The organism is Vibrio sp. CJQ_6 (assembly GCF_043106745.1).
In the GTDB taxonomy this organism is placed as follows: Bacteria; Pseudomonadota; Gammaproteobacteria; order Enterobacterales; family Vibrionaceae; genus Vibrio; species Vibrio furnissii.
On record NZ_JBICMV010000017.1, the window covers coordinates 36,011 to 56,302 of the forward strand.

The 20,292-nt window shown below is 51.5% G+C and carries 20 protein-coding genes and 1 pseudogene; 14 read left to right on the top strand and 7 right to left on the bottom strand.

All coding sequences use genetic code 11. The features are described 5' to 3' along the window. The first annotated feature begins 129 nt into the window (after positions 1–129). Together manA and ACF8PK_RS10035 are read left to right on the top strand one after the other, a co-directional pair. Positions 130–1,326 (top strand): mannose-6-phosphate isomerase, class I, encoded by a 1,197-nt coding sequence (gene manA / locus ACF8PK_RS10030; protein WP_392441109.1) that lies wholly within the window; start codon positions 130–132, stop codon positions 1,324–1,326. Positions 1,327–1,409: 83 nt separating this feature from the next. After that, the gene (locus ACF8PK_RS10035; RefSeq protein WP_392441111.1) at positions 1,410–2,303 is read left to right on the top strand and encodes an ROK family protein; all 894 of its coding nucleotides are present in this window, start codon (positions 1,410–1,412) and stop codon (positions 2,301–2,303) included. On the opposite strand, the gene zntR is transcribed toward ACF8PK_RS10035, so the two are convergent. Then, complete coding sequence (gene zntR / locus ACF8PK_RS10040; protein WP_014204003.1) at positions 2,298–2,702, bottom strand: Zn(2+)-responsive transcriptional regulator; 405 nt, start codon at positions 2,700–2,702, stop codon at positions 2,298–2,300. The two genes, ACF8PK_RS10035 and zntR, sit on opposite strands and share 6 nt — an antisense overlap. A 2-nt stretch (positions 2,703–2,704) precedes the next feature. On the opposite strand from zntR, the gene ACF8PK_RS10045 reads away from it, so the two are divergent. The 3 genes from ACF8PK_RS10045 to purD all read left to right on the top strand — a co-directional run bounded on the left by ACF8PK_RS10045 (position 2,705) and on the right by purD (position 5,924). Further along, positions 2,705–2,863 carry a phosphoribosylamine--glycine ligase gene (locus tag ACF8PK_RS10045; RefSeq protein WP_081454175.1) on the top strand — a complete coding sequence of 53 codons (159 nt, stop codon included), beginning with the start codon at positions 2,705–2,707 and terminating at the stop codon, positions 2,861–2,863. A gap of 88 nt (positions 2,864–2,951) precedes the next feature. Next, positions 2,952–4,544 carry a bifunctional phosphoribosylaminoimidazolecarboxamide formyltransferase/IMP cyclohydrolase gene (purH, locus tag ACF8PK_RS10050; RefSeq protein ID WP_392441114.1) on the top strand — a complete coding sequence of 531 codons (1,593 nt, stop codon included), beginning with the start codon at positions 2,952–2,954 and terminating at the stop codon, positions 4,542–4,544. Between the two features lie 87 nt (positions 4,545–4,631). After that, on the top strand, positions 4,632–5,924 hold the full coding sequence (purD, locus tag ACF8PK_RS10055; RefSeq protein WP_004728326.1) for a phosphoribosylamine--glycine ligase: 1,293 nt from the start codon (positions 4,632–4,634) through the stop codon (positions 5,922–5,924). A 78-nt stretch (positions 5,925–6,002) separates the two neighbouring features. On the opposite strand, the gene ACF8PK_RS10060 is transcribed toward purD, so the two are convergent. Together ACF8PK_RS10060 and hupA are read right to left on the bottom strand one after the other, a co-directional pair. Continuing rightward, positions 6,003–6,695: a DUF1481 domain-containing protein gene (locus ACF8PK_RS10060; protein WP_038152523.1), complete on the bottom strand. Its 693-nt coding sequence runs from the start codon at positions 6,693–6,695 to the stop codon at positions 6,003–6,005. 42 nt (positions 6,696–6,737) lie between these two features. Next, entirely contained in the window at positions 6,738–7,010 is a 273-nt protein-coding gene (gene hupA / locus ACF8PK_RS10065) for a nucleoid-associated protein HU-alpha (RefSeq protein ID WP_004728324.1), read from the bottom strand. Between the two features lie 407 nt (positions 7,011–7,417). Between hupA and ACF8PK_RS10070 the strand changes: the two genes are divergently transcribed. Further along, on the top strand, positions 7,418–8,500 hold the full coding sequence (locus ACF8PK_RS10070) for a CNNM domain-containing protein (protein WP_004728323.1): 1,083 nt from the start codon (positions 7,418–7,420) through the stop codon (positions 8,498–8,500). A gap of 46 nt (positions 8,501–8,546) precedes the next feature. On the opposite strand, the gene ACF8PK_RS10075 is transcribed toward ACF8PK_RS10070, so the two are convergent. Continuing rightward, entirely contained in the window at positions 8,547–9,791 is a 1,245-nt protein-coding gene (locus ACF8PK_RS10075; protein ID WP_004728322.1) for a mechanosensitive ion channel family protein, read from the bottom strand. A gap of 167 nt (positions 9,792–9,958) precedes the next feature. After that, positions 9,959–10,564, bottom strand: coding sequence for a YjaG family protein (locus ACF8PK_RS10080; RefSeq protein ID WP_038152521.1), 606 nt, complete (start codon positions 10,562–10,564; stop codon positions 9,959–9,961). Positions 10,565–10,636: 72 nt separating this feature from the next. Between ACF8PK_RS10080 and ACF8PK_RS10085 the strand changes: the two genes are divergently transcribed. From ACF8PK_RS10085 to ACF8PK_RS10120, 8 genes are all read left to right on the top strand, one after another. Next, entirely contained in the window at positions 10,637–11,563 is a 927-nt protein-coding gene (locus ACF8PK_RS10085; RefSeq protein WP_392441119.1) for a D-2-hydroxyacid dehydrogenase, read from the top strand. Further along, on the top strand, positions 11,563–12,135 hold the full coding sequence (locus ACF8PK_RS10090; RefSeq protein ID WP_014204007.1) for a uracil-DNA glycosylase family protein: 573 nt from the start codon (positions 11,563–11,565) through the stop codon (positions 12,133–12,135). The genes ACF8PK_RS10085 and ACF8PK_RS10090 overlap by 1 nt, the downstream gene beginning before the upstream one ends. A gap of 155 nt (positions 12,136–12,290) precedes the next feature. Continuing rightward, the gene (locus tag ACF8PK_RS10095) at positions 12,291–13,265 is read left to right on the top strand and encodes an LPP20 family lipoprotein (protein ID WP_222783577.1); all 975 of its coding nucleotides are present in this window, start codon (positions 12,291–12,293) and stop codon (positions 13,263–13,265) included. A gap of 24 nt (positions 13,266–13,289) precedes the next feature. Next, the gene (locus tag ACF8PK_RS10100) at positions 13,290–14,279 is read left to right on the top strand and encodes a hypothetical protein (protein ID WP_014204009.1); all 990 of its coding nucleotides are present in this window, start codon (positions 13,290–13,292) and stop codon (positions 14,277–14,279) included. 12 nt (positions 14,280–14,291) lie between these two features. Further along, positions 14,292–14,888: an LPP20 family lipoprotein gene (locus tag ACF8PK_RS10105; RefSeq protein ID WP_004728316.1), complete on the top strand. Its 597-nt coding sequence runs from the start codon at positions 14,292–14,294 to the stop codon at positions 14,886–14,888. A 56-nt stretch (positions 14,889–14,944) separates the two neighbouring features. Further along, positions 14,945–16,555 carry a transglycosylase SLT domain-containing protein gene (locus ACF8PK_RS10110; RefSeq protein WP_392441123.1) on the top strand — a complete coding sequence of 537 codons (1,611 nt, stop codon included), beginning with the start codon at positions 14,945–14,947 and terminating at the stop codon, positions 16,553–16,555. A gap of 8 nt (positions 16,556–16,563) precedes the next feature. Continuing rightward, positions 16,564–16,734 (top strand): hypothetical protein, encoded by a 171-nt coding sequence (locus ACF8PK_RS10115; RefSeq protein ID WP_014204012.1) that lies wholly within the window; start codon positions 16,564–16,566, stop codon positions 16,732–16,734. Between the two features lie 2 nt (positions 16,735–16,736). Continuing rightward, positions 16,737–17,510, top strand: a complete 774-nt coding sequence (locus ACF8PK_RS10120; protein WP_392441126.1) for an ETEC_3214 domain-containing protein — start codon at positions 16,737–16,739, stop codon at positions 17,508–17,510. Positions 17,511–17,585: 75 nt separating this feature from the next. Here the strand turns inward: ACF8PK_RS10120 and ACF8PK_RS10125 are convergent, their stop codons facing one another. Both ACF8PK_RS10125 and ACF8PK_RS10130 read right to left on the bottom strand, forming a co-directional pair. Then, complete coding sequence (locus ACF8PK_RS10125) at positions 17,586–18,905, bottom strand: MBL fold metallo-hydrolase RNA specificity domain-containing protein (protein ID WP_014204014.1); 1,320 nt, start codon at positions 18,903–18,905, stop codon at positions 17,586–17,588. Between the two features lie 319 nt (positions 18,906–19,224). Beyond that, positions 19,225–20,292 (bottom strand): annotated as a pseudogene (locus tag ACF8PK_RS10130) (IS3 family transposase); the annotation flags it as partial.

Genomic DNA, 20,292 nt, shown 5'->3' on the forward strand with positions numbered 1-20,292 from the left:
CCTCCTCCGTCCGACGATTCGGACGGAGTTTGACAACAATCATGCTCCTAATTGTTAGGTTTTGTTGTACTCCTGCTTGTCGCAGGAGTTTTTTGCCATCAAGGCGATGTAATTTTTCGGGGATCAAGAATGAATACCATCACTACGCCGTTCTTTGTCATGAAGAACCAAATCCAAAACTACGCTTGGGGGAGCATTGACTCCATCAGTCAGTTATTTGGCATTGCCAATCCTGAGCAACAACCGCAGGCTGAAATTTGGATGGGGGCACACCCAAATGGATGTTCCGAAGTTGAACTGAACGGTCAACCTTGCTTGCTGAGCGAACTCATCGCGCAAGACAAAGCACGTTTTTTATCCCAACAAACCGCAGCTCAGTTTGGCGAACTGCCTTATCTGTTTAAAGTGCTGGCCGCAGCTCAAGCACTGTCGATTCAAGTGCATCCCAGCAAAGAAGAAGCCCAAGCAGGTTATGCCGCAGAAAACGCAGCGGGCATCGACCGCGCTGCCGCGCATCGTAATTACAAAGACCCAAACCATAAACCCGAACTGGTTTACGCCCTCACCGCGTATCAAGCCATGAATGGCTTCCGTGGCATCCCAGCGATTGTGGCGCACTTTGAGCCGCTGAATATCGCACCGATCCAACCTTTGGTCGATGCACTGCGCCACCAGCAGACTGAACAAGGCCTGCAGCAATTCTTCACCCAGTTGCTCTCTTTCACCGGAGACCTCAAACAACAAGCCGTCGCCGCGCTGCTTGTGTATGCGCAGTCGCATCAATCTCAAGACGTCTTCGCTTTAATCCTTGAATTGGCAACGCAGTACCCAAATGACATTGGCTTATTTGCGCCACTGATGCTCAACGTGCTGACCTTGCAACCGGGTGAAGCGATGTACTTGGACGCGCGGACACCACACGCCTATTTAAAAGGCACTGGGCTAGAAATTATGGCGAACTCAGACAACGTACTGAGAGCAGGCCTCACCCCGAAACACATGGACGTCGAGGAATTGGCAAAGTGCACTCGCTTTGCGGAAAAACCAGCCAACACACTGCTGCTGGAACCTATCGAGCAAGATGGCGCCTTGCTGTTCCCCGTCCCAGTCGACGATTTCAAGTTCGCGTTATACACCGCGCCACAACAAAGCGACGTCACCATGAACAGTGCCGAAATTATTTTCCCAATTGATAGCGATGCCACGCTCATCAGTGACGAAGGTATCGAAGTCACCATTCACAAAGGGCAATCCGTGTTTATTCCGGCTTATACTGCTCATTACCAGCTCAGCTCGGCTGGTCGCGTGGCGCGCGCTTATAACTGATCACCGCCACATGCCCATGGCAGTCCCTGTAGACACGAACGAAGACGGCCTGACTTGGCCGTCTGTTCAGAGAAGGATGAAAGATGAGAATTGGTTTTGACATCGGCGGCACAAAAACAGAAATCTGCGTACTCAGCTCATCCGGTGACTTGATTTGGAATCATCGAATTTCAACCCCGAAACGCTACGAAGATTTCGTCACTGCGATCCTAGAGCTCGTCAACCTTGCCGAGCAACACCATGGTCAAGCCGACGCCATTGGGCTGGGGTTGCCCGGAGCGATCAGCCCGGCCACCGGCCTCATCAAAAATGCCAATTGCGCATTTTTAAACGGACGCGATCTACAACACGACTTAACCAGTCAACTCGGTAGAGCGGTGAACTTGGCCAATGATGCCAACTGTTTTGCTTTGTCTGAAGCCATCGATGGTGCGGGCAAAGATGCCCCCGTGGTGTTTGGCGCCATCCTTGGTACTGGATGCGGTGGTGGTCTCGTCATTCACCAGCAGTTGCTGGTTGGCCCCAACGCCGTGTGTGGGGAGTGGGGACACAATCCGTTGCCGGGATACCATGAGCCGCAAGACGGCCCAGCTCGCGCATGTTATTGCGGACGCCATAATTGCATTGAAAGTTATATTTCAGGAACAGGGTTACAACACAGCTACCAGTTAAAAACCGGCCAAACCCTGAGCGCAGAACAAATCATTCAAGCGTATGAACAAGCACAACCGGCGGCCGTCGACTGCTATCATCAGCTCATTGATCACATGGCGCGCAGCTTTGCCGCGCTAGTCAACATCCTTGATCCCGATGTCATCGTCTTGGGCGGCGGCTTATCCAACGTGCGCCAGTTATATCGCGATTTACCAGACGCCACAGCCCGCTACGTGTTTTCGGATGCTGCACAGGTACGCTTTGCACAAGCGAAATATGGCGACAGCAGCGGCATCCGTGGCGCGGCTTGGCTCGGCCTATAAACTTTCCAGCGCCGCCAAAATGGAGCAATGGCTGGCGTCATCATCCCGATGGCCGCAGCAGGCGTCATTGATTTTTTTCAGGGCGCTGCGAATCCGCATCAGGTCGGCAATTTTCTCATCGATCAACATCAGCTTGGCCGAGGTAATGGATTTGACCTCTGCACAGCTGTGCTCGGTCGCTTCCAAACGAATCTCAAGGAGTTCCTTAATTTCTTCCAGACTCAACCCCAGCTCTTTGGCTTTGAGGATAAAACTTACCTGTTTCTGATTCTCTTCATCATACAAACGGTAACCCGAATCGCTGCGACCGGCTGGCGAGATCAGCGCATTTTTCTCGTAAAAACGCAGCGTATCGGTGGAAACTCCACACCGTTTCGCCAATTCACCTATCTGAAACATAACTGCACCTATTTACTCTTTGGTTACTTTTTTCGCTTGAAAAACCTGTTTTTAGCTATTATTTTCCCAATGCCAAACGATTGCGCGAGATCTTTTGTAATAAATTGGTTAGAATACGCGCCATCCGAACTCTTGGAGAAAAAGGTCTTTACCAAAACTGACCAAGGGGTGATGCAGCGCTATCCCTCATGAACAATTTTGGCAAACATCTTTCGTCATTAACTCCGTGAATTTAAGGAAAATGGAAGCATGAATAACGCTCGTCCAATTCGCCGTGCACTCATCAGCGTATCAGATAAAACTGGCATTGTTGAGTTTGCAAAAGCGCTCTCTGAGCGCGGTGTCGACATCCTGTCTACTGGTGGTACCGCTCGCCTACTTGCCGAGCAAGGCATTGCAGTAACTGAAGTCTCTGACTACACCGGTTTCCCAGAAATGATGGACGGGCGCGTGAAAACGCTGCACCCGAAAGTTCATGGTGGCATTCTTGGCCGTCGTGGTCAGGACGACGAGGTCATGAACACGCACGCCATTAACCCAATCGACATGGTGGTAGTGAACCTTTACCCATTCGCGCAAACTGTAGCGAACCCGAACTGCACACTGGCTGACGCGGTGGAAAACATCGATATCGGCGGCCCGACCATGGTGCGCTCTGCGGCGAAAAACCACAAAGATGTGACCATCATCGTGAACGCGAGCGATTACGACCGCGTGATCACCGAAATGGATGCAAACGAAAAATCACTGACGCTGGACACGCGTTTTGACCTCGCCATTGCTGCGTTTGAACACACCGCGGCTTACGACGGCATGATTGCCAACTACTTCGGCACCATGGTTCCGAGCTACGGCGAGAACAAAGAAGGCGATGAGGCATCAAAATTCCCACGCACCTTCAACCAACAGTTCATCAAGAAACAAGACATGCGTTACGGCGAAAACAGCCATCAAGACGCCGCGTTCTACGTCGAAGCAAACCCAGAAGAAGCGTCGGTGTCTACCGCACGTCAGATTCAGGGGAAAGCCCTGTCTTACAACAACATCGCCGATACTGATGCGGCGCTGGAATGTGTCAAAGAGTTCGCAGAACCAGCATGTGTGATCGTCAAACACGCCAACCCATGTGGTGTGGCACTGGGCGGCGACATTCTGGAAGCGTACAACCGCGCCTACCAAACCGATCCAACCTCCGCATTCGGCGGCATCATCGCGTTTAACCGCGAACTCGATGCAGCAACGGCCACAGCCATTGTCGAACGCCAGTTTGTTGAAGTGATCATCGCCCCAAGCGTCTCTGCTGAAGCGATTGACGTAGTGGCTGCGAAGAAAAACGTGCGCCTGCTGGAATGTGGCGAATGGCACAGCAAGACCACTGGTTTTGATGTGAAACGCGTCAATGGTGGCCTGCTGGTTCAAGACCGCGATCAAGGCATGGTGACACTGAGCGACCTGAAAGTGGTTTCTCAACGTCAACCGACCGAAGAAGAGCTGAAAGATGCGCTGTTCTGCTGGAAAGTCGCGAAATACGTCAAATCAAACGCGATTGTGTACGCCAAAGGCGATATGACCATCGGTGTTGGCGCAGGCCAAATGAGCCGCGTCTACTCCGCCAAAATTGCGGGTATTAAAGCGGCCGACGAAGATCTGGAAGTGGCTGGCAGCGTGATGGCATCCGATGCATTCTTCCCATTCCGCGATGGCATTGATGCTGCCGCCGAAGCGGGCATCAAATGCGTGATTCAACCGGGTGGTTCCATGCGTGATGAAGAAGTCATTGCCGCTGCGGACGAGCACGGCATGGCGATGATCTTCACCGGTATGCGTCACTTCCGTCACTAAAGCTTCGAGCCGTCACAGGGGAGCCAGCCAGCGTGGTCGCGCTCCCCATGATGCAAAGATCCGAATTTAAAATTAAGGAATTCATTTATGCGAGTTTTAATTATTGGTTCTGGCGGTCGCGAGCACGCGCTAGGCTGGAAAGTCGCGCAAAACCCTGCGGTTGAAACCGTATTTATCGCTCCGGGGAACGCGGGCACCGCGCTGGAAGCGAAGCTGCAAAACGTCGATATCGCAGTTGAAGATGTCGCGGGCCTAGTTGCCTTTGCACAGAACAACGCGATTGAGCTGACGATCGTTGGCCCTGAAGCGCCGCTGGTCATTGGCGTGGTGGATGCATTCCGCGCCGCTGGCCTGCCAATCTTTGGCCCAACGCAAGCTGCCGCGCAATTAGAAGGCTCAAAAGCGTTCACCAAAGATTTTCTGGCGCGCCATAACATTCCAACCGCCGCTTATGCCAACTTCACTGAAATTGAGCCAGCGCTGGCTTATGTGCGTGAACAAGGTGCGCCGATCGTCGTCAAAGCCGACGGCCTCGCTGCGGGCAAAGGCGTGATTGTCGCCATGACGCTGGAAGAAGCGGAAGACGCTATCAAAGACATGCTGGCGGGCAACGCGTTTGGTGATGCGGGCAGCCGTGTTGTGGTGGAAGAGTTCCTCGATGGCGAAGAAGCCAGCTTCATCGTGATGGTCGATGGCGAAAACGTGCTGCCAATGGCCACCAGCCAAGACCACAAACGTGTCGGCGACCAAGATACTGGCCCGAACACCGGCGGCATGGGCGCTTACTCACCAGCACCTGTGGTGACCCAAGCCATCCACGATCGCGTGATGCAGGAAGTGATTTACCCAACCGTGCGTGGCATGGCGGCCGAAGGCAATCCATACACAGGTTTCTTGTATGCCGGCCTGATGATCGACAGCACTGGCGCGCCTAAAGTGATTGAATACAACTGCCGCTTTGGTGACCCAGAAACCCAGCCGATCATGATGCGTATGCAATCTGATCTGGTGGAACTGTGTCTGGCAGCGATTGATGGCAAACTGGACCAAGTGGAATCGAAATGGGATCCACGCGCGTCCATCGGTATCGTGCTGGCTGCGGGTGGCTACCCGGGTGATTACGCCAAAGGCGACATCATTTCCGGCCTGCCAACCACGGAAGTGGAAGGTCAGAAAGTGTTCCACGCGGGCACCACCGACAAAGATGGCCACGTCGTCACAAACGGCGGCCGCGTGCTGTGTGCGACCGCGCTCGGCAATACCGTGTCAGAAGCGCAGCAACGTGCGTACGAACTGGCAAAACAGATCAGCTGGCATGGCATGTTCCACCGCAACGACATCGGTTACCGCGCGATTGCTCGCGAGCAGGAAAACCAATAACGTCCATCGTTGATTCGCAAAAAGGCGCCGTAAGGCGCCTTTTTTCTATTCGGGGTGTCTGCTCAAATGAGCACGCGATTAATCGCTAATCAGATTCGGACGCCGAATGCAGTCGTGGTTATCATCCGCCAGCATCAGCAGCTCTTCGACATACACTTTGTCGTTGCGGATTTTACCCAGAAACGCGACATAGCTGTCGAGCGATGACAGTCGGTTGACCACAAAATTGGGCAGCGTCTGATTAAATTCAATTCGGCGATATTCTCGCCCGGTACAGGTTTCAAACACCTCACCATCCCACACACCTTGGATCAATTCCAACCCTTGTGCATCCTGAGATTTAGTCATCTCGGCGAGTGCGTTTGCCTGCTGCTGATAATGCGATAACTGATCTTGGTTGAGGGGCAACACTTTGCCGTCGACACGGTATTGCTGATACACCGCTTCACCGTCTTTGTTGAAACGCAGTTGCACACGATAAGGTACCAAGACCTTATTTTTCGGTTGAACGCCTTCGCGCACGACTTCACGCACTTGGCCTTCATCCCAACGATAACTGGACGTGTACCAACCAAAACGCTCAGACGACACATAATCTGCCGCACTGCTGGGTTGGTTTTGACGTTCGGTATACCAATAGAAACTGGTCGCGTCCCCCATACTTTGTCCCCCGGTGTAGTCACTGATTTGTTCGAGGTTAGGTGTTGGGAGAGAAGAGGAGCATCCGGCCAATACGCCCAATGCCAATAAAGGAAACAGAATTTTTTTCATAGAGGGAAAAACGCCGAGACAGACATCTCGGCGTTACATCAATTACTTCACTGAATCTTTCAGTGCTTTACCTGCAACGAATGCAGGTACGTTTGCTGCTGCGATTTTGATCTCTTCGCCAGTTTTTGGGTTACGACCTGTACGCGCTGCACGGTGATTTACTTTGAATGTACCAAAACCAATTAGTTGAACTTGGTCACCCTCTTTCAGTGCGCCTTCAACCGCGCCAAGAGTAGCTTCAAGAGCAGCTTTAGCCTGAGCTTTAGATAGGTCTGCTTTCTCTGCGATAAAGTCGATTAATTGGGTCTTGTTCATTAGGTTTCCCTTCTCATAGGTTATCGAATTCAGTTCACTCTAAAGCATAAATGCCCCGTCTGGCAAAGGTTTGTCGCGTAACTTGTGCCTCTCTGACGTACTTTTAACCATAATATGAGTAATAACTCACAATTTGTTACGGATTGTGCCAAGCGCCTGACGGAATTATCACGCAAAATGGCATCCCAGATTGTTGGCGAAGCCCCGCTACGCCTGATGTATCAAGGTGTTTCGGAATTAAGAAACGTCACAATCAATACGGACACTTAACATCAACAGCACGTTTTTTTGCTGTTAAAATGCAGCCCATCAGCGTGGCAGTTTTGCAAACACGACCACGCTGCTCCCCCGAATGTCACACATCCCCATTCGGGGGCCATGATAGGTATAACCATTAAGGAACCCGCATGCTTTTGCTTACGATATACGTCACTGTGGCGATTAGCGTATCGTTTATTTGTTCTGTGCTTGAAGCCGTTTTACTCAGCCTAACGCCCAGCTATCTGGCGCAGTTGCGCCAACAAGCGCATCCGTCCGCTGAAAAACTGGCTCGACTCAAAGGCGACATTGACCGCCCGCTGGCGTCGATCCTCACCTTAAATACCATCGCCCACACCATTGGTGCGGCGAGCGCAGGCGCACAAGCCGCCGTTGTCTTTGGCAGCCAATGGCTCGGCGTGTTCTCAGCCGTGTTGACGCTGGGCATTCTGGTGCTATCTGAAATTGTGCCCAAAACCATTGGCGCGGCATACTGGCGCCAACTGGCACCAGCCAGTGCGGTGATCCTCGATTGGATGGTGTGGTGTCTGACGCCGTTTGTCTGGTTCTCGCAGCAAATCACCAAACGCTTGGCGCGCAACATTGAAGTGCCACGCATGCGCGATGAACTGTCGGCCATGGCGCTGCTCGCCAACGAAAGCGGAGAACTGGCAGAAGGAGAATCAAAGATTCTCAACAACCTGCTGAGCATCAGCGATGTGCCGGTCACGCAAGTGATGACGCCGCGTACCGTGCTGTTTCGCGTCAATGCCGCGTTAACCATCAACGAATTTCTCTCCCAGCACAGCGACACACCGTTCTCGCGCCCGCTGGTGTACAGCGAAGACATCGACGACATCATCGGCTTTGTCCATCGCCTTGAACTATTTAAGTTGCAACAAAGCGGCTTTGGTGACAAACAACTGGGCATGGTGATGCGCCCGATTCACGTGTTGCTCAACACCCAAACGCTCCCCAAAGCTTTTGCTCAGATGATGAAAAACCGCCTGCAGCTGTCCTTAGTGGTGGATGAATACGGCACCGTGCAAGGATTGTTGACGCTAGAAGATGTGTTTGAACATCTGCTTGGCGAAGAGATCATCGACGAAGCGGACCGCACCACCGACATGCAAAAGCTCGCGACCGAACGCTGGGAAAGCTGGAAACGCGAGCACGGCGTGATTGAAAGCCGCGACGAAGAAGAGGACGCGCCGCTCGACAGCCGCAAATAACCCACTGCCAAAAAAACGCCCCGAAAAATAAGGGGCGTTGTTGTATTTACGACGTGACGTGCAAATGGCGGAAATCATGCCCGGTTGGCGCTTGCGCCGCCCGTAACCCAAAGTCCGGCAACACCGCATACAGATGATCAAAAATGTCCGACTGAATGCGCTCATAATCCACCCACGCGGTGGTGTTGGTAAAACAGTACAACTCCAGTGAAATGCCTTCATGCGTCGGCGCTAACTGTCGCACCATCAACGTCATGCCTTGATGAATATCAGGATGCGCACGCAGGTAGCGTTCCAGATAAGCGCGGAAGCTGCCCAAATTGGTCAGGCGACGCCCATTGATTAAGCATTCCTCGTCAAACTGCTGACTGTGGTTGTGCTGCGTGATCTCTTCCAACTTGGTTTTGATGTACGGCTCCAACAGTTTCGCGCGCGTCAAATACTCAATATCCTGCTGCGATAAAAAGTGCACACTGGTGGCGTCAATCAACACACTGCGTTTGATGCGGCGGCCGCCCGAATCCTGCATGCCTTTCCAGTTCTTAAACGAATCGGAAATCAGCGCGTAAGTTGGAATCGTGGTGATGGTTTTGTCCCAGTTTTGTACTTTCACGGTGGTCAAACTGATGTCAATCACATCACCATCGGCGCCATATTTGGGCATTTCCAACCAATCGCCCACGCTGAGCATTTTATTGGCTGACAACTGAATCCCAGCCACCAACCCAAGGATGGGATCTTTAAACACCAACATGATGACCGCGGTCAGTGCGCCAAGTCCGCTGAGCAGAATAACCGGCGATTTACCCACTAAAATCGACGTGGTCAGCAGCGCCGCGATGACAAAGAAGACGATTTTCAAGCTCTGTACAATGCCGCGAATCGGCATGTTGCGGCCCAATGGCGTGCGCGAGAGCAGTGTGTCCGCCACATCCAGCAGCGAATACAAGGCGAGCAACGCAAACAGCACAATCCACAGTGCTACCAGCGTCAGAATCCAATCGCGAATCACGCTCTCCGGTGCCAGCCATAGGTTGGTTTGCACACCAATCAAGAGACCCTGAATCACCAGTGCGATGCGGCTAAACAATTTGCCCGCAAACAGCGCGTGACGCCAAACTGCATCGGATTTTTCTGCGCGACGTTTCAGCCACGCGACCACGCCTCGATGGAGTACAATGTGCACCGCCACCGCGATCAGCACGATCAAACCTAACGCTTCTGACAACTTAATAAACTGAGACATTTCGATGCCAAACTGGCCCAGCCAAGTCTCCAAAGACTGCAACATCCTTTACTCCTGCATTTTGGACTACGTGATACGCATCCTAACGCATTATGGGGTATCGTGCTGTGGCAGCTAACAATTTATAACAATATTGGCCGCAGGCAGGCCGAGAGGGGAAAAACAGACAGGTCGTCGCAGGCAGGAGGCGTGCTCCCACCCGCATCCATCAATTACAGTGACACACCAATGTTGCTGATGCAGTCGTCACGTAGCTCTTGACGCAAATCTTTGATCAAGTCGATATCGCGCTCAATCGCTTCACGCAGTGGTCGGTAGATGGCCCATTGTACATCCCACTCTTCGCACACGGCTTCGTTCTCTTTCTGATTGTCATTGGTGATGGTTTCACCGGTTTGCGCTTCTTCCAATTGCGCGACGGTTTGTACCGAAATCTGGCTGACTTTCTGCATCGATTCGTACAAATCATCGCGATCCAACAGGCCATGCAGCGCTGTCGCGAGCGCTTCACACGCATCAATCGCCGGATAAACCGCGTACAAGTCAAACTCGTCTGAGGTCGGGATCAGCTCTTCCAGTTTTTCCAATTGACGCTCAAAGTTAATCTTGGCGTTTTTCACCGTCATCAATTCCCAAATGCTGTCGAGAATTTCACGGTAACTGCGTGGCTCAGCGAATTGGGTATGTTCACAGAACATGGCGTAATTCGGATACATGCGTTCACATAGACACGCCATAAAGGTAATCTGTTGCCAAGGTTCAAACTTCTCAAGGCGAAGTTGCAAAGGGTTCTGTAACCCATTTGATGTCTGTAACATGGTCACTCAATTCGTTGCGGAAAAAGACAGCGGAAGTGTACTGGATAACCAGCGGGGAAAAAAGGCGCATCTATGAACAATTTCACTCATCAGCTGTACATTTTAACGGAGCACAACGCCTGCTATCGCGAAGCCATTGAAGCCCTGCACCTGCCTGAGCTTGCAATCACCGACGATCGCAGCCAAGCCACCTTGCTGCTGGCCGCGCCTCCGCTGGCGGCGCAATGCTTGGATGAGTTTCCTCACTTGGAATGGCTGCAATCGGCCTATGCCGGGGTTGATGCGCTGATCGCCCCTGGCTTGCGACAAGATTATGAACTGACCAACGTCAAAGGTATTTTTGGCCAACAGATTGCCGAATACGTGCTCGGTTACACCATCAGTCACTATCGCCATTTCACGCGCTATCAACAGCAGCAACACCACCTGCAGTGGCAGCCACATCAATATCAATCCTTGAACGGCCAAGTGATGACGATTCTCGGCACAGGCTCCATCGGTGCTCATTTGGCGAACGTGGCGACGGCGTTTGGCTTCACGGTGATTGGCGTCAACAGCTCCGGCATTCCGCCCAAGCACGGCGCGTTCAGCCAGACGTATCACATCAATGAGTTGCCTGCGGCACTTGCTCAGGCAAATATCGTGGTCAACACCTTGCCCAATACGCCAAGTACGCTGGGATTACTGGGTAAAACCACCTTGAGTCACTGTCAGCAAGCCCTGCTGTTTAACGTCGGCCGCGGCAAAACCTTGGTCGAAGACGAACTGATTCCACTGATTGAAGCGGGCCATATTCAACATGCATTTTTGGATGTATTTGCCAACGAGCCACTCAGCGATACACATCCGTTTTGGGCACATCCAGCCATCACCGTCACGCCGCACATTGCAGCGTTGAGTTTTCCGCAGCAAGTGGTGGACATATTCTCTGCCAACTACGCGCTGTGGCGCGACGGCTTTCAGCTCAATCACCGCATTGATTTTAGCAAGGGGTACTGATGCTTCACGATCTGCTACGCGACATTCGCCAGTGCCGCGTGTGTGAACCGGCCCTGCCCTTGGGTGCCAATCCCGTGATTCAAGCGCACGAAGCGGCGCGGATTTTGATCATTGGTCAGGCACCCGGGATTCGCGTGCACCAAAGCTCAATACCGTGGAACGATCCGAGCGGCGATCGCTTGCGGCGCTGGCTCGACATCGACAAAGAGACCTTTTACGACCCCAAACAAATCGCCATCATGCCGATGGGGCTGTGTTATCCGGGCAAAGGCAAAAGTGGCGATCTGCCGCCGCGTCGAGAGTGCGCGCCGCTGTGGCATCAATCCGTCTTGGCCCAGTTGCCGAACATCCAAATGACACTGCTGATCGGTCAATATGCACAAAACTATTATCTGAAAGACAAACCCGCCACCCTGACCGAAACCGTGCGTCAATGGCAACGCTGGGCACCGCATTACCTGCCGCTCCCCCACCCATCGCCACGTAACACATTGTGGCTCAAGAAGAATCCTTGGTTTGAACAAGACGTGGTCGCCTACATTGCGAGGCATGTCAAAACGCACATTAATTAAGCAAAATGTAATTTACACGGATGCATAAGCATTCAAAAATCTGATCACCTTCATATAAATGTGATCTTCTCCCAAAAAACGCATTTATCTTAAATAGATAACTATATAGTATGCAAATTCATACTTACGTTTAGTTGCGCTTATCAAATAACACCATGCTATCAATAAATAACAAAGTCATCATCGCCTTATGCAGTGTGGCTTTATGGGCTTGTCAGTCAACCACACCACCCGATTGGTACAGCACGCCGCCAACCAATCAACCGGAATACATCACTGCTGTCGGTGAAGGACGCAGTTTAGATCAGGCCAAACAAGCTGCGCTCAGCCAAATCAACGCCCAACTTTGGACCCAAATTGATTCATCGTTCGCATCACGCGATGTCTATCAAAGTCGAAATGAGCTTTCGTCCACCAGCTCGCTTGTGGATAACAAAATCAATAGCAAAACATCGACGATCACGTTCACCGGGATTGAGTACCCACAAGTCGAACACAACGACATCGCCTACTACGTTCAGGCCAAAGTCAGCCGCGACACCATCATCCGCCAATTGCAATCCGATATTGAGCAAAGCAACCGCAACGCTCAGCGTCAACTCGACCAACGCCAACATCAAGACCCGCTGGTGTGGTGGTTGAATAACCGACAGCGCACCTCGGAAGGCAATGCGGTTGCCGTGCGTCAAGCCATGCTGCGTGCGCTCGATCAGGACCTCATACCTAAGGCACCAGCCGTTGATACGCTGCTCAGCACCATTGCCGAAGTTCAGTCGACGATCGTGATTCGCTTTGCCGCTTCAGCCAAAAACAAGAAGAGCGCTGAACTGCTGGCCGATAAATTCTCTCATGAACGTTTGAAAACCACCTTCAAACGCACCGCTGCCGCCACACATACACTCAAGTTGACCTCAGAGTTACGGCAAAGCACGGTGGGGGAAGCCTATATCTCAACTCAAATTACGATCCTCAAACTCCAAGGTCGAAAAGGAAATATCCTCGCGAGTAACGAAATTATTTCTAGCGGGAATTCTGTGTCCAATTACTCCCTGTCCAAGGAGGGAGCCGAGCGTCATTTCGCGGAAATCGTCGACGCTCAAGGGCTATGGAACTCCCTCGGAATTAAATAAAAAAACAATATGGAGTTGTCTATTATGCTAAAACAAACCGCAGTGGCGCTGGGTGTGTCCGTTATCCTTTCCGGCTGTGTCTCAACCATTGATCCCGTCTGTATGCCTGATTCGACAGTCCCGATGGCAAAAGCGGATGTCATGGCGAAGTCGAGTGAAGACCGCAAAGTGATCGTGTTACCTGTCGATATGGACTTTAAGGATAGCGCTCAGAAAAAGATGCAAGCAACAATGCGTCACGCGCTGGAAAGCCAAGTTGTAGAAACAGGCACGCAATTAGTGGATCGCAAGTTAGCGAACAAACTGAAGAGTGAAATTAAACTGGCAGAACAAAGCGGTCGTTACAACACCAAGGGTGTGCCGATTGCAGACTATGCCGTATTGACAGAAATTACTGGGGCAGATTTATCTTCTTCATTTCGTGAATCCTATTCCTACAAAACTAAGAAAGGGAAGACGAAGCACGTGCCGGCTAAATGCAGCTTTGAGGTCGATGTAAACGCTATTGTTAAAGTGGTGTCACTCCCAGACATGACTGTAGTCAAACGCATCGACATTCACGGAGACAAAACCTCTTCCTCAGAAATGAATAATTCCAAATGTCCAATTTCGCATGCGGGATATCAAAGTTTGGCCAGTCAAGCCGCAGCCGAAGCCGTCGAGTACAACAATGACATAAAAATGCTTCTTGCTGCGAAAGCGCCAACACTTGAACTGCGTCAATGTGAGTCAGGCTCAATGGTTAAAATCGGCGTGGGTTCAAATAAAAACGTCCAACCCAACAGTGTGGTTAAGTTCTCAACCATCATCAAAAATGCCCAAGGCGAGTTAGAAACCTTCACACTGGGTCAGGGAGAAGTCCTCAACAACCCGGCTGACGGCATTAAACCGAAATATTCATGGGTCAATGTCGACGAAGAAATGGCGCTAAAACTTCATGAAGGGGATGCGGCACAAATCGTCCCCGACGACGCTTGTAGCTGGCTGAACCCAGAATGCCTACTGCAGAACTAAAGGTAATACATAATGAAAAAAACTCTCCTGATGAGCGTGATGGCGCTCTCTCTGGCCGCTTGTAACAGCACACAAACCGTTGAACAGGCGCAGCAATTTGCGCAGTGTACTTTCCCGGATGCCCCAACGACCGAAGCTCCAGCGTGGATCTGTGATGTGATGCCAACGGATCTGGAAGCTGGCGCAATGGGCTATGCCAAGAAAAGTGCCGCAGGCATGGGCGTGATGCGTAAAGTGGCGATCAACGAAGCACGCGTGCAATTGGCCGCGCAATTTCAAACCGACGTCAACAACCTGTTTAAACAAGCGGTTCAAAGCTCGGTGAACACCACCAATGACGTCGCCGTTGAAAACGTGGTGGAAACATTCGAAAACGTCACCAAAAACGTGGTTACCCGCAGCCTGTCGAACAGCAAACTGATCGTCAGCCAAGTGAGCCCAACGGGTGGCCTGTACGTCCTGGTGGGCATGGACAAAGCCACGTTCCAAGCCAACGTCGATCAAGTTGTGGATGCCGCATCTAAAGACGCGAAATTATGGAATCAATTCAACAACGAGAAAGCCGCGGAAGACTTGACTAACGCGCTGAACTCACTGAAATCCATGTAACTCAGACAAGGCAGGGCTACCGATTGCCCTGCCTTTATTTCGGCTAGGAATTGTTCATGCGCAGACTCAAAAAAACGCTCATTGCCCTTTCTCTCTCCTCTTTCTATTGCACCAGCTTTGCCGCCACACACGATGCCTTTGCCGAGCTGGATCAAGCCACGGCCAACGCCAAACGTTCTCCAGAAGAAATCAAACAAGAATTTCACGACTACGTGAATCGACGCTTCGACGAGTACGAAGCATGGCGAGAAAACTACACCCGCGAATTAGATCAACAGCGCCAAGCCTTAATTAATCAATGGGGCAGCGCGCAAATCTCCGACCAAACCACCGACGTGCAATACAGCGCGGATGATTCGGTGAGACAAGTGGTCGATTATGAAAACAACACGGCCACGGTGTCGGTGTTGGTGGATGCCTCCGTCAGCAATGCCACCGCGCAGCAGTTGGCCGCCCAGCAGCTCAACCTGCCTGAAGGCGCTGTCGCCGACCTTAATCAAGCGCAAGTCTCCGAGCACGCCGTGAATTATTCACGCGAGCAAGAAAACCAAGAAAAAGACTTCGTGCTGGCCCAAACGCGCGCGCAGATGAATGAATACGACATTCAGGCCGAGCGCTTGATCGCCGCCGATACTGGCGCGCCGGATGACTTTATTTATCAACGGGCCTACCAGAAAAAAATGGCGCTGATCGATGAAGCAAAACAGCGCATTGAGCTAATCAGCAATCAATACCGCCAGCAGCGCAAAGCATTGGGCATACCCGAACCGCTGCCGGCAGACACAATCCACGCAGCGCAGCCCGTCGACCAGACACCAGCCAGCAACGAAGTCGCGACTGTCACCGAGCGCCAAGCGGAACCCACCCCGGCTGTCGTACCGTCCAAGGCAAAACCTGCACCTGTCGAACCGGTCGTGGCCAAGGTGCCTGTAACCACCGCGCCAACTGCCGAGCATCAAGCGGCGCAACCGGTGGCATCGTCCACCAGCAGCGACCAACCGGCGGCGACTGTGACTGAGCCAGTGGCAACGCCAGCGGCCGAAAAAGCGACCACACACACGGCCGCCGCACCGAAAAAAGTCATCAGCTACAAGATCAGCCTGCCCAACAACAGCTTGGCAAAACGTGCCAGCCATTACCAACCGCTCGCCCTAGAAGAAAGCGAGAAATGGTCGGTGGATCCAGCGCTGGTGATGGCCATCATGCACAGTGAATCGGCCTTTCGTCCGGAAGCGAAATCTTATGTACCTGCGTTTGGTTTGATGCAGATCGTCCCGACGACCGCTGGACATGACGTGAACCGTCAGATGAGAAAAATTGACGCGCCAATGAAGGAGTCGGAGCTCTACCAGCCGCCCGTCAACGTCGAAACCGGTACGGCTTATCTGCATATTTTGCAAAGCAAGTACCTGAAACGTATTGAAGACAAGCAAAGCCGTTTGTACTGCACCATCGCCGCCTACAACACTGGCGCGGGGAATGTGGCACGGGCCTTCAACGCCGACCGTTCGACCAATATTCGTAAAGCAGCCAGTGAAATCAATCAGCTCACGCCCGACCAAGTGTATCAGACGCTGATGAACAACCTGCCGTACGATGAAACCAAAACTTACCTGAAAAAAGTGTCATCACGTTTGGCGCTTTATCAGCCTGAAACCACACAGTGAGCATCGATATGTTGCGTTTAATTCCGCTGTTGTTGATCGTCGTTGGCGTGTACATCGGCGTTCAATACAAAGACACCATCACCGACTGGCTCGGTCAGGACGCCCTCGACCAGATTGAACAAGCCGTCAGTGACGGCACCGATCGGGTGAAAGACAAATTGGAAGAGTTGAAAGAATAATCATGTCAGACATCGAACACACTTTAGAACCCGCAGCGCCATCTCGTTCGCTCAAAGAACGTTCTCTCAAAGAACAATGGGGACGATTGATTGCGCTGGTGTCTTTGGTTGCCATTGCGCTGGGCAGCTTTAACGACAGCACTGATGCGCTGGAAAAAATCTATGATTTTTCGCTGGCGCAGTTCACGGATATTCCCTCGCAGGACAAACTGAACTCGGTTTATGTTCGCGCCTCGGCCGGCGTGTTGGATAAACATCTCGGCGCGCCGGTTTACATCAAACGCTCTGGCGCGGGCGATGTGATCAAGTATTATCAGGACAGCCGCTTTGTGCTCTCTGCGGTGATTCAAGATGAGGCCATTGCTGCGTATCTGGTGTTCCCGACGCAAGGCTTTGTGCCCGATACGTCGAAATCGGCCGGTGGACTGGACTTACTCAGCACCCCGTTTAGCGCGCAAGAAGGTGTGACCGATTTGCGCGCGGCGCTGTCGCGTATGATCACCTACTATATCGAGGAAAACACCGCTGGCGATTTCAGTAATCTGTACACGTCAGTGAGTGGTTACTCCGAATTCGAGACCAGCCTGACCGAGCAACAGCGCGCTCAGTTCACCACGTTAACGGACGAACTGATGATGGGCGAAGACGTCACGCAATCGGCGCAAGCGCTGCGCCGGATCTTAACGCCCAACTTCTACGGTTACAGCACGCTGGGCTTATCGGCGCTGGAAGACGCCATTTTGACTAAATCTGAATTTCGTTTAATTCAGCCTTAACCCGTCCATCGGTGCTGAGTCAGCATTAAAAAAGCCGCCCATCGACAGCTCGGGGCGGCTTTTTTCTCGGGTCAATTATTCAACGACGGTGTAGCCTTTACCTCGCAGTAATTCGGCAAAAGCTTGCTTGGCTTGTGGCTCACCATGAATCAAATGCACTTGTTTCGGCTTTTCATCGATGCCTTCCACAAAGGCCAGCAGATCATCCTGATCGGCGTGCGCGGAATACCCCGACATCACATGAATTTGGGCGTTCACGTCGATCGCTTCGCCCTCAATCATGACCACTTTCTCACCCTGCTGAATCGCGCGCCCTAACGTACCTTCTGCCTGAAAACCCGCAAAGATGATGTCCGTGCGGGCATCCGGCAACAGCGCTTTGAGGTAATCCACAATCCGCCCGCCTTCGCACATGCCGGAGGCCGCGACCACAATCGCCGCTTCGCCGGTTGACGAGAGGCGATTAACCAATGCTTGGTGCGAACGGTAATCCTGAACCAACACACATTGCTCAAACGCCAGCGGATGGCGGTTCATCGCCAAACGTTCTTTCGCTTCGTCACCCCACAGCTGTTTATAGCGACGATACGATTCCGTCACCTTTTGTGCCATCGGAGAATCGAGCAAAATCGGTAAATCGACGTTGATTTGATGCTCATACACCAACTGCTCGATATCAAACAACACTTCTTGCGTGCGGCCGACGCTGAAGGCCGGGATCAAAATCGTGCCGCCATCGGCCAGCGACCGATCGATGATTTCACGCAGTTTACTGGCGCGCACGTCCACGCCATCGTGGTGTGTATCGCCATAGGTTGTTTCGATCACTAGGTAATCAGCATGCATTGGCGGCACCGGGTCTGGCAACAGCGGCGTGCAACTCGGCCCCAAGTCCCCGGAAAAGACGATCACTTCTTGGTTAGGCATTTGGATTTCAACATAGGCCGAACCGAGAATGTGCCCCGCAGGCACAAACTGACACTGCAACATCACGCCGGAGTCAGATTCAATTCGAAAAGGCTGTTCGTAATCGATGGGTTCAATCAGATGGTCAATCTTGTCTAACACCACCTCTCGCTGCGCACGCGAGAAGCCCGATTGCAGCTTCATGGCGTCATCCAACATCAGCGGCACAAGCTCCGCGGTTGCCGGCGTGCAATAAATCGGCGCAGTGAAACCTGAAGCAATCAACCACGGCAAGCGGCCAATATGGTCGATATGGGCATGAGTGAGAATGAGCGCTTGAATGTGCTCAATGGGAAAATCTGGCTCGACATCTTGAGTATCTTGGCCTTGGAACATGCCACAATCGATAAAAATCGCCAGATCATCCACCACCAGTTCATGACACGAACCAGTGACCGTCTGTTTTCCACCATGATGAATGAGTTGCATGAGGTGTTCCTTTTGTTTCGAAGAGCGACACGACTAGCATATCGTCAATCGAAATCAGAAAACCGGAGTACCAAAGCAGTTTGAGACGCTGTTCCCTGATTGACCGCAACAAATGCACATAAGTGAATATAAAAATAAGAACTAGGACATACAATGACATTCATGGTGAAAATATTTTTATCTTGAACGAAAAAAACGATGCATGTTCACTGTTTTATTCATTGAAAGTATAAACTCGGCTAGGACAATTCTCATCATGAAAAACGTTGTGCTAAAATGCGCTTTCAAAGATAATGCTCCAGCTAGACTGGACACTTCATTAAGCGACATTTTGCTTTTCAAAGTTAACTGGGCTTAGATACCCAAGAACACTGTGCCTTCTCGCCCGATTATAATCAACCTCAATGTATTCGAAGATCGTTTAACGCATTTCTTCTCTTGTCATGATTGGTTCATATTGTATCACTTCCAGCTTCATGGAATGGAAGAAGCTCTCGACACAGGCATTGTCCCTTGTCCCAGCAGTTTCCTTTCTTACTCATACATTGCCTTAATTTATAGGCGCTTATCAGTTCTCCATAGTCTTTAGAGCAGTACTGACTACCACAGTCACTCTGAACAATCACTTGCTCAGTGAAGCTACGGCGAAATAAAGCCATCGAAAGAGCATCGCTGACCAACGTAGCTGTCATCTTCGTGTCCATCGACCAGCCCACGACTTGCCGTGAGTAAAGGTAAATGATTACCGCCAAGTACAACCAGCCCTCACTGGTCGCTAAATAGGTGATATCTCCCGCCCACTTCTGGTTCGGGGCTGTTGTAGTAAAGTCCTGCTCTAACGAGTTAGGAGCAACAGGTAACCTATGATTACTGTCCGTTGTACATTTAAACTTGCGAGCAGCTTTGGCAACTAGGCTTTGGCGCTTCATGCTACTAGCTATAGTCTTCACATTATGATTATCAGCTAATTCTGCTTGAATACGCCTATCCCTACCTTTGTTGTTGTCGAACGCTTCTTTAACCTATCCGTCTAAGGCTTGACGAGCTTGCTCCCGCAGGCAATATTTATGACGATTTTAAATCCAGTAATAAAACCCACTCCGCGATATGCCGAACACTTTAGCCATCCGTGAAACACGGAAAAGCAGTAGATGTTCAAGCATAATTCATAGAGATTTACTTTAGATTCTTCGCAAAGCAGGTGGCGACCTTTTTACTATTTCTAGCTCTTCTGATTGTTCCGCCAACTGCCTTGTGAGTTTTGCGACTTCTGCTTCTAATTCTTTTTCCCGTTCAGTAGTGCTGGAGTTCTTATTTGCAAATTTACGCCAGCCAAAAATCTGATATTCATGCAGAGATAGCTGTCTAGCGGCAGCAGCAACACCCA

Excerpts from the sequence above, each read along its gene's own strand:
- manA (WP_392441109.1), top strand. The coding sequence starts at position 130 with ATGAATACCATCACTACGCCGTTCTTTGTCATGAAGAACCAAATCCAA.
- ACF8PK_RS10035 (WP_392441111.1), top strand. The coding sequence starts at position 1,410 with ATGAGAATTGGTTTTGACATCGGCGGCACAAAAACAGAAATCTGCGTA.
- zntR (WP_014204003.1), bottom strand. The coding sequence starts at position 2,702 with ATGTTTCAGATAGGTGAATTGGCGAAACGGTGTGGAGTTTCCACCGAT.
- purH (WP_392441114.1), top strand. The coding sequence starts at position 2,952 with ATGAATAACGCTCGTCCAATTCGCCGTGCACTCATCAGCGTATCAGAT.
- purD (WP_004728326.1), top strand. The coding sequence starts at position 4,632 with ATGCGAGTTTTAATTATTGGTTCTGGCGGTCGCGAGCACGCGCTAGGC.
- ACF8PK_RS10060 (WP_038152523.1), bottom strand. The coding sequence starts at position 6,695 with ATGAAAAAAATTCTGTTTCCTTTATTGGCATTGGGCGTATTGGCCGGA.
- hupA (WP_004728324.1), bottom strand. The coding sequence starts at position 7,010 with ATGAACAAGACCCAATTAATCGACTTTATCGCAGAGAAAGCAGACCTA.
- ACF8PK_RS10070 (WP_004728323.1), top strand. The coding sequence starts at position 7,418 with ATGCTTTTGCTTACGATATACGTCACTGTGGCGATTAGCGTATCGTTT.
- ACF8PK_RS10075 (WP_004728322.1), bottom strand. The coding sequence starts at position 9,791 with ATGTTGCAGTCTTTGGAGACTTGGCTGGGCCAGTTTGGCATCGAAATG.
- ACF8PK_RS10080 (WP_038152521.1), bottom strand. The coding sequence starts at position 10,564 with ATGTTACAGACATCAAATGGGTTACAGAACCCTTTGCAACTTCGCCTT.
- ACF8PK_RS10085 (WP_392441119.1), top strand. The coding sequence starts at position 10,637 with ATGAACAATTTCACTCATCAGCTGTACATTTTAACGGAGCACAACGCC.
- ACF8PK_RS10090 (WP_014204007.1), top strand. The coding sequence starts at position 11,563 with ATGCTTCACGATCTGCTACGCGACATTCGCCAGTGCCGCGTGTGTGAA.
- ACF8PK_RS10095 (WP_222783577.1), top strand. The coding sequence starts at position 12,291 with ATGCTATCAATAAATAACAAAGTCATCATCGCCTTATGCAGTGTGGCT.
- ACF8PK_RS10100 (WP_014204009.1), top strand. The coding sequence starts at position 13,290 with ATGCTAAAACAAACCGCAGTGGCGCTGGGTGTGTCCGTTATCCTTTCC.
- ACF8PK_RS10105 (WP_004728316.1), top strand. The coding sequence starts at position 14,292 with ATGAAAAAAACTCTCCTGATGAGCGTGATGGCGCTCTCTCTGGCCGCT.
- ACF8PK_RS10110 (WP_392441123.1), top strand. The coding sequence starts at position 14,945 with ATGCGCAGACTCAAAAAAACGCTCATTGCCCTTTCTCTCTCCTCTTTC.
- ACF8PK_RS10115 (WP_014204012.1), top strand. The coding sequence starts at position 16,564 with ATGTTGCGTTTAATTCCGCTGTTGTTGATCGTCGTTGGCGTGTACATC.
- ACF8PK_RS10120 (WP_392441126.1), top strand. The coding sequence starts at position 16,737 with ATGTCAGACATCGAACACACTTTAGAACCCGCAGCGCCATCTCGTTCG.
- ACF8PK_RS10125 (WP_014204014.1), bottom strand. The coding sequence starts at position 18,905 with ATGCAACTCATTCATCATGGTGGAAAACAGACGGTCACTGGTTCGTGT.